The 13,767-nt window shown below is 47.2% G+C and carries 10 protein-coding genes; 8 read left to right on the top strand and 2 right to left on the bottom strand.

Translation table 11 applies throughout. The features are described from left to right. Positions 1-57 precede the first annotated feature (57 nt). Together clpX and AC4OGX_RS16430 are read left to right on the top strand one after the other, a co-directional pair. On the top strand, positions 58-1,530 hold the full coding sequence (clpX, locus tag AC4OGX_RS16435) for an ATP-dependent Clp protease ATP-binding subunit ClpX (protein WP_493331720.1): 1,473 nt from the start codon (positions 58-60) through the stop codon (positions 1,528-1,530). 211 nt (positions 1,531-1,741) lie between these two features. Then, positions 1,742-3,013, top strand: coding sequence for a cation:proton antiporter (locus AC4OGX_RS16430; protein ID WP_493331719.1), 1,272 nt, complete (start codon positions 1,742-1,744; stop codon positions 3,011-3,013). A 19-nt stretch (positions 3,014-3,032) separates the two neighbouring features. Here the strand turns inward: AC4OGX_RS16430 and AC4OGX_RS16425 are convergent, their stop codons facing one another. Then, entirely contained in the window at positions 3,033-4,736 is a 1,704-nt protein-coding gene (locus AC4OGX_RS16425; protein WP_493331717.1) for a S8 family peptidase, read from the bottom strand. Between the two features lie 244 nt (positions 4,737-4,980). Here AC4OGX_RS16425 and AC4OGX_RS16420 point away from each other — a divergent pair, with 244 nt between their 5' ends. Further along, entirely contained in the window at positions 4,981-5,799 is an 819-nt protein-coding gene (locus AC4OGX_RS16420) for a hypothetical protein (RefSeq protein ID WP_493331716.1), read from the top strand. A 10-nt stretch (positions 5,800-5,809) separates the two neighbouring features. Beyond that, positions 5,810-6,289, top strand: coding sequence for a signal peptidase II (locus tag AC4OGX_RS16415; RefSeq protein WP_493331715.1), 480 nt, complete (start codon positions 5,810-5,812; stop codon positions 6,287-6,289). On the opposite strand, the gene AC4OGX_RS16410 is transcribed toward AC4OGX_RS16415, so the two are convergent. Further along, entirely contained in the window at positions 6,286-7,224 is a 939-nt protein-coding gene (locus tag AC4OGX_RS16410) for a D-2-hydroxyacid dehydrogenase (protein WP_493331714.1), read from the bottom strand. The two genes, AC4OGX_RS16415 and AC4OGX_RS16410, sit on opposite strands and share 4 nt — an antisense overlap. Before the next feature lie 160 nt (positions 7,225-7,384). On the opposite strand from AC4OGX_RS16410, the gene nudC reads away from it, so the two are divergent. From nudC to AC4OGX_RS16390, 4 genes are all read left to right on the top strand, one after another. Next, positions 7,385-8,224 carry an NAD(+) diphosphatase gene (gene nudC / locus AC4OGX_RS16405; RefSeq protein ID WP_493331713.1) on the top strand — a complete coding sequence of 280 codons (840 nt, stop codon included), beginning with the start codon at positions 7,385-7,387 and terminating at the stop codon, positions 8,222-8,224. A 147-nt stretch (positions 8,225-8,371) separates the two neighbouring features. Beyond that, on the top strand, positions 8,372-9,226 hold the full coding sequence (locus tag AC4OGX_RS16400; protein WP_493331712.1) for a YitT family protein: 855 nt from the start codon (positions 8,372-8,374) through the stop codon (positions 9,224-9,226). 375 nt (positions 9,227-9,601) lie between these two features. Continuing rightward, positions 9,602-11,662 carry an efflux RND transporter permease subunit gene (locus tag AC4OGX_RS16395; RefSeq protein WP_493331710.1) on the top strand — a complete coding sequence of 687 codons (2,061 nt, stop codon included), beginning with the start codon at positions 9,602-9,604 and terminating at the stop codon, positions 11,660-11,662. Next, on the top strand, positions 11,659-13,698 hold the full coding sequence (locus AC4OGX_RS16390; RefSeq protein WP_493331709.1) for a hypothetical protein: 2,040 nt from the start codon (positions 11,659-11,661) through the stop codon (positions 13,696-13,698). The genes AC4OGX_RS16395 and AC4OGX_RS16390 overlap by 4 nt, the downstream gene beginning before the upstream one ends. Positions 13,699-13,767 lie beyond the last annotated feature (69 nt).

Here is a 13,767-nt window from a genome sequence, read left to right as displayed (position 1 = left end):
TGACGAGAATCTGCGTTATAATGTTAGACATAGTTTGGTGGGAAAGAAGGGAGAATTATGTCAGATAAAGATTTTATAATTATAGATGAATTAGACGAAAAAGAGAACGAAGAGGAAAAGGGCACAAAGGCCGCAGAAGAGAAAAAGGATACTTCTGTAGCCGCCCGGGAGACAAAGGACCAGGACGATGAAGGCTATGAGAAGTACTGCCTGATCTGCCATAGGCCGGAAAGTGTTGCCGGGAAGATGATCGATCTTCCGAATCACATCACCGTATGTTCCGACTGTATGCAGAAGAGCTTCGATGCTATGACCAATGGGTCCATAGATTATAGTAAGCTGTTCAATATGCCGGGAGTACAGTTTTTAAATATGACGGATCTGGATAATGTGCCTCCAAAGAGCCAGAAGATCAAGAAGAAAAAGGAAAAACCAAAAGAGTTCCATAAGCTTGACATCAAGAATATCCCGGCACCTCATAGGATCAAGGCACAGCTGGATGAATATGTGGTTGGCCAGGAATATGCAAAGAAGGCAATGTCGGTTGCAGTGTACAATCATTATAAGCGTGTGGCCACCGATACGATGGATGACATTGAGATCGAGAAGTCCAATATGCTGATGATCGGACCTACAGGAAGCGGTAAGACATATCTGGTCAAGACCCTGGCTAAGCTTTTGGATGTACCGCTGGCGATCACGGATGCAACCTCCCTTACAGAGGCCGGATATATCGGTGATGATATCGAGAGTGTGGTCTCCAAGCTTCTGGCTGCAGCCGATAATGATGTGGAGCGTGCAGAGCAGGGAATCATTTTCATCGACGAGATTGATAAGATCGCTAAGAAAAAGAATTCCAGCCAGCGCGATGTCAGCGGTGAGTCCGTACAGCAGGGGCTGTTAAAGCTTTTAGAAGGAAGTGAAGTGGAGGTCCCGGTCGGCGCCAACAGTAAGAATGCAATGGTACCGCTCACGACGGTGAATACAAAGAACATCCTTTTTATCTGCGGAGGCGCGTTCCCGGATCTGGAGGAGATCATCAAAGAGAGGCTCTCACACAAGACATCCATGGGATTCAATGCAGAATTAAAGGACAAGTATGAGCATGATAAGGAGATCCTCTCTAAGGTAACCGTGGAGGACTTAAGGACATTCGGGATGATCCCTGAGTTTATCGGCCGTCTTCCGATCATCTTTACCTTAAAAGGACTGGACAAAGACATGCTCGTCAAGATCTTAAAGGAGCCGAAGAATGCTATCCTCAAGCAGTACAAGAAGCTGCTGGCATTAGATGAAGTGAATCTGGAATTTAATGATGAAGCATTAGAAGCCATTGCCGAGAAGGCCATGAAGAAGAACACAGGTGCCAGAGCACTTCGTGCCATTATTGAGGAGTTTATGCTGGATATCATGTACGAGATCCCGAAGGATGACAGCATTGGCCAGGTAACCATTACCAGAGAATACATAGATGGTGTGGGAGGTCCGATCATCCAGCTGCGGGGGCAGGCGATCCCAAGGTTAAACTAAATATGTAGTAATATTATTTATGCCAGATAAGGCATGGGAAGAGGTGAGTTTTCCCATGCCTTTTTCCTATATTACCTTACCAAGGCTGTATCCTGACGGTTTTGTCGATATTCCATAAACAAGGTCGTAAAATGCTTGAAATAATGATGCAAAAGGTGTATTCTGATTACTGTTCGAATAAATGAGAGTAAGGAATGTGAGGAAAAAAGCTATGAGCAGCTACAGTTATTTGTTGGATTTAGCTATTATTTTGTTGTTTACAAAAGTTCTGGGCCTTTTGACCAAAAAAGTTCAGATGCCTCAGGTAGTGGGGGCACTTCTGGCAGGCCTGATCCTGGGACCGGCAGGGTTTGGGATTCTGAGCGAGACATCATTTATCCATGAGGTGGCGGAGATCGGTGTGATCGTTCTGATGTTTTGTGCCGGCATGGAGACAGACATCAAGGAGCTGCGGGCAAGTGGAAAGGCCTCCTTCGTGATCGCACTGTGCGGCGTGATCGTACCCCTGGCAGGCGGCTTTGCGGCGGCGTATTTCTTTAATGGGCCGGGAATGATCACATCCGATGCGGCTGCCAGTATTTTTCTCCAGAATATATTTATCGGTGTTATCCTGACGGCCACATCTGTTAGTATCACCGTTGAGACGTTAAAGGAGCTTGGAAAGTTAAAGACCCGCTCGGGAAATGCGATCCTGGGTGCGGCCATCATAGACGATATCCTGGGTATCATCGCTCTTACGGTCGTGACCAGTATGGCAGACTCTTCCGTGAAGCTGGGAACAGTCATGCTCAAGATCGTGGGCTTTTTCATTTTTGCAGGGGTGGTTGGATTTGTTTTTTACCGGCTGTATAAAAACTGGGTGGATACGGCCAAAAAGGAGATGCACAGGCATACGATCATTGCCTTTGTATTCTGCCTGCTGATGGCGTATATCGCGGAGGAGGTCTTCGGCGTCGCAGATATCACAGGTGCCTTTATTGCAGGCCTGATCATATCCAATGTGAGGAGGTCGACTTACCTGCAGAGTAAGTTTGATACTATTTCTTACCTGCTGGTATCCCCGGTATTTTTTGCAAGTATTGGCCTGAAAGTAGTCCTGCCGGAAATGTCCGGGGCGATCATAGGGTTTGCAGTGGTACTGACGGTCGTGGCGATCCTCACTAAGGTGGTGGGATGCGGACTCGGTGCAAAGGTGTGTGGATATCAGAACTATCAGGCAAAACGAATCGGTGTGGGAATGATCTCCCGGGGTGAGGTGGCACTGATCGTTGCGAGCAAAGGCTCCAGCCTTGGTCTTCTTGGTTCCGCATTCCTGGGTCCGGTCATTATCGTTGTTGTGATCACTACGATCATCACACCGGTATTTCTAAAGATCGTATTCCGGCCGGGGACTGCCCCCGCACCGGAGCAGCAGATCCCGGAGAACGAGATGGTTACCAGTTATTATGAAAATGCAGATGAGATACGTGGAGAAGGACGCTGACAGGCGTCCTTTTTTATGATTAGAAATTCCTAATCTCCTCAAAAATATTATAAACATTCAGCTGTCCGTACCCCCATTCACGGTTGGGATAGGTCATAAAGTCCGGGCGGACTGCTCCCAGTATAAACAGGCTCTTGATCTGGTACGAGTCGATCCCCGGTGTGCCGAGCTGGTAGACGATCCATTCCATTAAAAGAGCCGCGGCCCCCGCAGTAATGGCAGTGGAAATGCTGGAGCCGGAGCGCACGGCAAAGCGTCCTCTTGGGAGAGCACCTTTGACATTGATCCCGGGCGCAGTAATATCCGGGTTGATCCGCTCGTTTCTTGTATAGCCCCGGCCGGAGCTCAGTGCGATACTGTTGGTGCTGCCGTCAAAATAGGAGACAACGATACTGCTTCCTGTATTGGCGGGGTTGGTCAGGGTGTAGTAGGGATCAGGACTTAAAAAATACACCTCCCCGCTTAAGAACTCGGTGACCGGAAGCCAGATATGGTACAGCCCGTTGATCACACGCACGGGTTCTATGATCAGTCTCCAGATACCAGGGGTGGGGGCACGGAAGCGGAAATGAATCAGCTCCGAGGTGCTGCGTTCTACGATGATCCGGTAGTTTACAAAGACCTGGGTACGGTCCAGTATAAAGTCCAGAACAGAGGTTGTAGCTGTCTGAAGGGGAATGGTCCGTGTGGTTTCGCCGGAGGGGGAGATCAGTGAGATCGACAGCACATTGGGGATCTCTGTCCACAGTTCCATCGTAAAGCCCTCCACATTCTCTCCCACTCTGATCTCCACGGTCTGCATCGGGGAACCGTTGCGGACAGGATGAGAGAAATGATGGCGCTGGTCAGCCTCGTTGCCGCCCCCTATGACAGGAATCCGGTTTGCGGAAGTTCCGTAACCATCGATCACATTGGACAGCGGCAGCACGCCGATGTGCCCGCCCATATTTGTTCCGAGCGCCACGCAAAGCACCAGGGGCATGTTGAGCCTTTCAGCCAGTTCGTTCAAGTATCTAAGTGCGAGTAAAACATCTGTCTCCTGATAGCAGGGCGCCGTATCGGGGATAAAATAATAGTCCCGCAGGTACTGCTTGGCTGGCTTGAGTTTCACTACGGCAAGAGAGGCCTCCGGTGCGGCGCCGATAAACTCCTCTGCGGGCTCGCCGCTCCCGGCAGCAAGGCTTGCCACAAAGGTTCCGTGTCCGTCGGTATCCTCTGAGGGAACGACTGACTTTGGATCATCAGTTCGCAGTGCCTGATCGATCATTTCTTTGGTATATTCCGTACCGTAGGCCAGATCGGGAGGCGGTGTGCCCTCCTGGAGTGTCTGGTCCCAGATTCCCATGACCCGTGTGGAACCGTCCAGATTCCGAAAAATAGAATTGGTGTAGTCAATGCCTGTATCGATAAAACCGATCAGGACACCATTTCCTTTCAGCTGCAGTGTCGGATAATTCTGTATCGGAAGGATTCCGGCCTGGTTCATAGTTTCCATGCTGAGCAGGGTATAACATTTGGGTATGGCAGTGTAATAAAAACGATCCAGATTGATCGGATCCCCAAGGACTTTCGGAAGATAGACACAGCGGTAATCAAAGTCAGCCGCCTGTTCACATAGCTGGTCGGGCGGGATATCCCCGATGTTCAGAGGCCGTGTCCTGGAAACAACAAAATCACGGTAATCCTCGGAAATGATTCGCTGTCTGCATAAAGTTTGCTCCATATGTATGTTCCTGTTGTTTTTTATAAATAATATATGTAATTGTCCAGAGAATTTATAACCGTCTGTACAGATATTGCGGGAATGTTTTAATTTATTATATTAATATAAAATAAATCGTAAATCGGTTGAAGTCGGCCTATTATAGGGTATAATGTATATAAATATGGAATCTGTACAAGGTTATACTGAATAAATAAAGTTCAGGGAGTGTCAGGATTCAAATATGAAGGGAGAGTTAAAACACATGAAATCATTTCTGGAAGATTTGGGCAGAAGGATCGGAGAGACTGCGGAGACAGTGACAAACAAAGCTGGTGAGGCTGTGGAGGTGCAGCGTCTTAGGAATCAGATCCGTGCATTGGAGCGCGGGAACGAAAGGGATTATGCAGAGCTTGGAAGGATGGTATATGATCTCTTTAAGAACGGCGAAGAAGTGGCGGAGGAGGCTTTCGTAATCTGTGAGGCAGTGAAGAACAGAGAAGAGAGCATCGAAAAATACGAACAGCAGATATCAGCAGTAAAAGGAGATGTGGCCTGTGAGGGATGCGGAAAGTCCGTGGGCAAAGAGATGGCTTACTGTCCGTACTGCGGTGCAAAGGCTCCGGAGAGGTCCGGCGCAGAAAGTACAGATTATGCGGACGCAGTGAAGGAAAAGGTTGCAGATATGGCTGAAAAGGTCAAAGAGACTGCAGAGAATACCGCAGACATGGTCAGAGAAAAAGTGGATGCAGCGTCAGAGATCTTTCATGAGAAGACTGTAGATTCTGCAGAGACCGTGAAAGACAAGACAGAGGATGTTACAGATGTGATGAAAGAGAAAGCATGTGATGCCGCTGATATTGTGAAGGAAAAGACAGCGGATGCCGCAGATACGGTAAAGGAAAAGACAGCGGATGCCGCAGATACAGTAAAAGAAAAGACATCAGATGCTATGGAAGCGTTGAAGGAAAGAACACAGGACGCCGCAGCTGCAGTGAAGGATAAGACTGCAGATGTTGTGGAGTCTGTAAAGGAGATGGCTGGAGAAGTACAGGAAAAGGTCAAAAGCATGACAGAAGAATAGGAGTGATATTATGGGAATCCTGGTTTTAATGAGTCTGACCTTAAGTCTTGTGCTGCTTGATATCGCGGTCAAATCTTATGTGGAAGGATATATGACAAAGGGACAGGAGCGGACATTTAAAGACGGAAAGGTGATCCTGCGCAAGGTTTACAATAAAGGCTTCTGTCTGAATCTGCTGGAGAAAGAACCAGAGTTTGTAAAGATCTCTTCTGCCATTATGACATTTCTTGTGACGATCTACCAGCTGATTACGCTGGTCAGGAGAAAACATTATCTGAAAAAGATCGGGCTTTCTCTGATGGCGGCAGGAGCATGGAGCAATACCTTTGACAGGTGGATACGGGGATATGTGATCGATTATGTCGGTTTCCGTACCAAATGGAAAAAAATCACAGAAATCACGTATAATCTCGGTGATTTTTTCATTATGGCAGGATGTGTCTTTATGATGCTCTCTTCTTTATTCAAGGGTAAGAAAAAGAAGAGTTAAGTCAGTGAGAAAAACGTTTTGATCTGTCCGGCGATGATCTTCATCAGCCGGGTTCGTGACTCTACACTTGCCCATCCGATATGGGGAGTGATATAAAGCTTTTTACTGTCCTTGATCTTTAAGAACGGGCTGTCTTTTGACATTGGCTCTTCGCACAGGACATCCAGTCCGGCAGCAGCAATTTTATTTTCCGTTAATGCAGCGGCAAGTGCATCTTCCTCAACGATCTGGCCCCGGCCAAGATTCAGGAAGATCGCGTGCGGCTGCATTTTTTCAAATGCTTCTCGATCCATCAGGCCTTGGGTATGTTCATTCAGCGGGGCGTGGACGGAGATGATATCGGAGGTAGAAAGCAGGGTATCGAGATCTACCTGGTGATATCCTTTTTGAGGAGCAGAACCAGAAGGAGAATAGTAGATCACATTTACACCGAAAAAGGCGGCAATATCTGCGACTCTGCGGCCAATGCTGCCAAGTCCGATGATCCCCCACGTCATTCCCGAAAGTTCGTGGAACTGCTGTCCAAAATGTGTAAAGACCGTATCTCCTACATACTGCCCGCTTTTTACATAATCATCATAATAGCGGAGCTTTTCCAGAAGATAGAAAAGCATGGCAAAGGTATGCTGGGCCACAGATTCTGTGGAATATCCGGCAACATTGCGCCAGGCGATCCCTCTTTTATCCAGATAATCTTTATCAAGCGTGTTCGTACCCGTGGCTGTGACGCAGACAAGCTTTAGGTTTTTCGCAGTATGGATCGTCTTCTCATTGATGTCCACCTTATTGATCACAATGACATCCGCATCCCGGACCCTCTCAGGGACTTCATCGGAGGATGTAAATGGGTATTTTACGATCTCTCCCAGCTCGTCAAAGTAGGAGAGATCAATATCTTCCCCGATCGTTTTTACATCTAAAAATACAATTTTCATTTGAGGCTCCTTTCATCTGTTTCTAGTTTCTTTTTATTATTCAACAGTTTCAGTGGGAAGTCAATATGCAGCAGGGGACTCAAATGACTTTATTTTGGGTTCCAGCCGGCATAAAAGTGTGGTATGATTGAGAAGAATATAAAGAAAGCAGGGAAAAGATATGATTCAGGATATTGCACCACATAAATATAGTAATGAATACAGGCCCGTGCCGCCGGAAAAGGACAGTATAGCCCTTTATTTTGAGGACCATGCCGTATTGATGAGAAAGACTGCCCAGGGGATCGAGTATCCGACATTCGGAGATATAGAGCATTTGAACGAAGAGATATATGAGGATTATACATATCTGTTTGCCATAGATGGTGAGCGTTATTATCTGGTGGATGAGATCAACCGGGAGCGTCTGTCACCTTTCACGATGGAAAATACAGAGGTTTTCAGGGCAGCAGACCCTCAGTACCGTGCATTTGCCGGGATCACGGGATACCAGCTCTATAACTGGTACAAGAACCATAAGTACTGCGGCCGCTGCGGCGGTATCATGAAAAAGGATGAAAAGGAGAGGATGCTCTTCTGCGGACAGTGCCGGAACATGGAGTATCCGAAGATCAGCCCGGCTGTGATCATCGGCGTCCTGGACGGCAGCCGGATCCTGATGAGCAAATATGCGGGCAGAAGCTACAAGAAGTATGCACTTCTGGCAGGGTTTGTGGAGATCGGTGAGACAGTGGAGGAGACTGTGAAAAGGGAGGTCATGGAGGAAGTCGGACTGAAAGTGAAGAACGTCCGTTATTATAAGAGCCAGCCGTGGTCTTTCAGCGATACCGTATTGATGGGATTTTACTGCGACCTGGATGGAGAGGATAAGATCACATTGGATGAGGAGGAGCTGGCACTGGCAGAGTGGTTCGAAAGGGACGTTATCCCGGTAGAACCTTCCAGGGACAGCCTTACCAATGAGATGATCATGAAGTTCAAAAACGGGGAAATATCATAAAATATTTGTCCGGGGGGTGTTGACAAAAGCTATGATTTGAATTAGACTAAGAAACAGAGAAGAGCACATGCGAATTATAGTTTATAATTTGTAGGTGTTCTTTTTTGTGCTTAATCGGGGAAAACTATTTTAAGAGAGGTGAGGCAGATGAAGAAAATAAATATAAAAAAATTGGCTTATGATATTTTTATTGATGTGGCAGGAGGTATCCTGATCGGAGTAGGAATCTATAATTTTGCGGCGAACGCGGCCTTCCCCCTGGCGGGAATCTCAGGTATCGCCTTGATTTTTTACCATCTATTCGGGCTGCCTATCGGATGGGTGACGATGCTGCTTAACGTTCCGATCGCGATCGGATGCTATCGGACACTTGGACGGGAATTCTTTGTGCGCTCCGTCAGATCAGTCATTATTACGTCACTGATCATTGACTATGTTGTTCCTTTGTTTCCGGTATATTCAGGGGACCGGATGCTGGCGGCGATCTGCACGGGAATTTTCTCTGGTCTGGGATATGCGCTGATCTTTATGAACAACTCCTCCACAGGAGGGATGGACTTTATTACCGTTTCCGTCAAGGTGAAGCATCCGCATCTGACGCTGGGGAAGATCGTATTCATTACAGATGCGATCATCGTAGCGATCGGTGGGATTATCTTTAAGGATGTAGACGGAACGATCTATGGTTTCATTATTACCTATCTTCTGACTGTGGTGATTGACAAGATCATGTATGGTATTGATGCGGGAAAGATGACCCTGATCGTAACGGAAAAGGGACAGGAGGTGGCCGAGAAGATCGACCAGTATTCAGGAAGAGGTTCTACGCTGCTTAAGGGCAGGGGCAGCTACTCAGGAATCGAAAAAGAGGTAGTCATGTGTGCCTGCAATAACAAACAGATGTATACCATCCGCCGTATCGTGAAGGAGGTAGACCCGTCTGCTTTTACGGTTATCATGGAATCTAACGAGGTAGTCGGCGAAGGGTTTAAAGAAGAGTAAGTGCCAGAAAAAAAGGAAATAAGCAGGGCATAGAAATGAAACAGGGCTGTGAATGGGATGCGTTTCATCCTCCAGTGGGAGGGTGGCGCATCCTTTTTTCTGTCCGGATGGAAATTCTAAGATACTGGTTCCGGGAAAGTTCTCATAAGGGGAAGCTAAAATTCCAGGGAGACCTGTTAAACGGATCGATGAGATGAAATAAATGTCTGACAAATAATAATATAATTGACGCATTATCGCTAAAAGAGTAAAATTATATATATAATACGGATCGATACTTAGAAAATAACAGAAAAATAACATGGAAGTTTGATGGGTTTCATAAGGATATCCCGGGAAAACAAGGGATATCCCCAGGCGACGGGAGGTGGCTGAATGGAACGAATAGCCCGTAAGGTGACAGGACATAAGAAGCTGGTGACAGTGATTTTTCTCATGCTTTCCTGTATATGCGCCGTTTTGATGACAAGAGTAAAGATCAATTATACCCTGGCCGATTATCTGCCGGAGGATGCCGAGTCCACGATTGCGCTGGAAGTGATGCAGAAGGAATTTAAAGAGGCCGTTCCGAATGAGCGGGTCATGATAAAGCAGGTCACTGTGCCCGAGGCATTGAAGTACAAAGAGAAACTCAAAAACATCGACGGCGTAGACTCTGTGATGTGGCTGGATGATGTCGTGAACTTAAAGGAACCCTTAGAGACACAGGATCAGACGGTAGTTGAGACTTATTATAAAGACCATAATGCCTTGTTCACACTGACGATCCAAAAGGGGATGGAGATGGCTGCCACAAATGCAGTCAGTCGTTTGATCGGTGAGGATAACGCTGTGGACGGGGATGCTGCATCCAATGCATTTTCCCAGAAAATATCGGTGAAGGAATCTGCAAATGCAATGCTGATCCTAATCCCTCTCATCATTATTATCCTGCTTCTGACTACCACCTCCTGGATCGAACCCATTCTTTTTCTGGCAACGATCGGGATTTCTGTGCTGATCAATATGGGAAGTAATCTCTTTCTGGGTGAGATATCCTATATCACCCAGGCGATCAGCCCGATTCTGCAGATGGCAGTGTCACTGGATTATGCGATTTTTCTGCTGCATAACTTTGAGGAACAGCGAAAACTCAATGAGGATATAGACTTAGCAATGGTAAAAGCAATGAAGCTGGCATTCCCATCCGTTGCTGCCAGCGCTGCAACTACCTTGTTTGGCTTTATGGCATTGATGTTCATGCGCTTTGGGATCGGGTCGGACCTGGGCTTAAACCTGGTGAAGGGCATTATCTTTAGCTATCTGTCTGTTATGGTATTTTTGCCGGCACTGACACTTTTATGCTGTCCATTGATCGATAAGACAAAACATAGAAAACTGATCCCGGATCTGAAAAGGGCTGGCAGTGTCCTGTTAAGAGCAGGGATTCCGGCTCTGGCTCTCGTTCTATTGGTGATCATTCCCTGTTACCGGGCACAGGCCCGCTCCAACTTTATCTATGGCATGGGAGAGGCGAATGCGGCATTGAAACTGGGACAGGACAGTAAAAAAATAAATCAGGTGTTCGGGCAGTCAACATCCATTGTGCTGCTGGTACCGAAGGGGGAGCCCGCAAAAGAACTTCTTCTCTGCAGGGATATTGAGGATATGGAGCATGTAAAGAGCGTAGTTTCCTATGCAGTCAGCGTAGGCAGCACGATCCCTCAGGGGTATCTTGATCCTGAGATTTCCGGGAATTTTTATTCAAAGCACTATGCCAGGATCGTTGTGGATACGGACACAAAGGAGGAAGGAAAAGTGGCCTTCGCTCTTGTAAGCCAGGTCAGAAAGGCAGCAGGAAAATATTATAGCGAATACTATTCCTGTGGACAGAGTGCAAATCTATATGATATGAAGGAGGTCGTCTCCTCGGATACAAAGCTGGTCAATACGATCGCGATTGCGGCGATCGCGCTGGTGCTGCTTGCTACATTTAAGTCACTGCTGCTTCCTTTCATCCTTTTGTTTATCATCGAAGCGGCAATCTGGATCAACCTGTCTGTCCCCTATTTTGCAGGAAACTCTCTCGTTTACATTGGATTTCTTGTAATCAATACGGTACAGCTTGGTGCCACTATCGATTATGCGATTTTTATCACCAGCAACTATATGAACCGGAGAAAGGAAATGGGGAAGAAGGATGCAATGAAAGGGGTTCTAAACAGAAATCTGATCGCCATACTGACTTCCGCATTGATCCTGGCATCGGCGGGGTTCTGCCTGAAATTTACCTCATCGAATCCGATCGTTGCAGAGCTGGGGCTTTTGCTGGGGCGGGGGACATTTCTTTCTCTGGCCATGGTAGCTGCGATCCTGCCCATCCTCTTGCTTATGCTGGATCGTGTGATCGGGGTAACAACATATCATTCATCGTTTTACAGGGAGGTGAAAAGATGAGGAAGTGGAACAAAAATCAAAGCCGCAGAGCGGGGAAGCACAAATTTAGTATCGGATTACCGCTGCTTTTGGCATCCACACTGTGTATGATGTCTCTTCCCACAGGGATCTGGAATGTACAGGCAGCGGCCAAGGAAAAAAATACAGGTGAAAAACAGTCCTCTTTAGACAAAAAGGAGATCAGGGAATCACAGATTTCGAAGGAAGAGGTCATATATTCATCCCTGGCCGCGGACGGACGGGTAAAAGAGATCTATGTTGTGAATGCATTTAATCTTCCAAAGGCAGGAGAAGTCTCTGATTATGGAGAGTATTCTCTTCTGGAAAATCTGACGGACACCAAAGAACTGTCATATGAGGACGGTCATGTGAGCACCCAGGCAGAAAAAGGCCGTTTCTATTATCAGGGCAACATGGTGGGCAGAAAGCTCCCATGGAATGTGCAGGTGAGCTACACTCTGGACAAAAAAACGGTGAGTGCACAACAGCTTGCGGGGGCCGCGGGGAAGGTGGGGATCAGCATTTTAACCGCTAAAAATCAGAAGGCAGATCCTATATTCTATGAGAAATATATGCTCCAAGTCACCGTGACTTTGGATACCTCGATCTGTGAAAATATTCAGGCAAAGGATGCAACAATTGCAAATGCCGGGTCGGACAAGCAGGTCACATTTACTGTCATGCCGGAAAAGAATGGGAGGCTGGAGGTGACGCTGGATGCAAAGGACTTCGCCATGAAAGGGATCTCGATCGCTGCGGTCCCGTTTTCGGCAGGGGCGGATATGCTGGATGTGAACCAGATCGACCAGCTCACAGAAGGGCTGGAACAGCTGAGTTCTGGGATCTCACAGCTGAATGGAGGGGCACAGCAGCTAAAGGGCGGTGCAGAGGCACTTAAGCATGGAACGGATGAACTAAAAAGCGGAGTTTCAGAGTTTCAGGACGGCGTTCTTCAATTAAAAACAGGAGCGGATGAGATGAGCGGCGGTGCCAGTCTTTTATGCTCTGGTTCCGGGGAATTTCAGGAGGGATTGAATCGGGCTGCGGCTCTGTCGGATGAAATTTTAAGCGGTTCCGGACAGATCGACCAGGCCATGCAGGGCTTGAAAGCCGGAACAGCAGATATGGGAAGTTTGGATTTGAAAGCACTCACAGCACTGCCAGCCGGACTGAACGGTCTGGCGGATGGGTTAGAAGGGATGCAGGCAGGCTTTGTACAGATATTCCAGACTCTGAATGAATCTCTGGATTCTAATCCGGTCCAGGTGCTTACACAGGAAGAGCTAGGAGAGCTTGGACAGGCCGTCAGTGAGGCATCACCGGAGGCACAGGCCGCCTACGAAAAAATGCTGGGCAGCTATCAGTCGGCTATGGTTTTCCTGGGAACTTACCAGGCGGTAAGAGATCAGATAGATGGATTAGTAAATAGTATAGGAGACATAGTCCAAAATATCCGGGGAACGGCAGAAATGCTAGAACCGCTGGAAGATCTCTCCCCTGACAGTCTGACGAAGCTGGCAGACGGCATCAGTACTCTGGCAGATAAGTATGCTGGGTTTCATCAGGGGCTGTCAGAATACATGGATGGCATCAAGAAGATGTCCTCTGAATACGAAAAAATAGACGGCGGTTTACAAGATCTGGCCGATGGTGCAGCAGGGTTATCCTATGGAATGGGACAGAGTATCGATGGTGCAGCGGGACTTTTAGATGGTGTGGGGAGCCTCAATGGAGGTGCCAGCGACTTATCAAAGGGAGTATCACAGCTTGCAGATGGATTAGGCACGTTAAATCAAGAAACCAAAAAGATGCCAGAAGAGATGAAGACTAAAATTGATGAGATGATGGAGAAGTATACAAACGCAGATTTTAAACCTGTATCCTTTACCTCGTCTAAGAACAAGAATGTCGTATCCGTGCAGTTTGTACTTTCAACCGAGGAAATCAAAAAGGAAAAGGAAAAGACAGAGAAAGCAGTTGAGGAACCAAAGGAGAGTGTATGGGAAAAGTTTACCGGACTGTTTCAGCAGCCATAGAAAAGAGAAGGAGTTCGGACGTCCGAACTTAGTGAGTATGTTTTCCATGATGAAAAACGGAACCCGTGA

The organism is Faecalicatena sp., from assembly GCF_058819085.1.
This window is presented reverse-complemented; position numbering and strand designations above follow the sequence as displayed.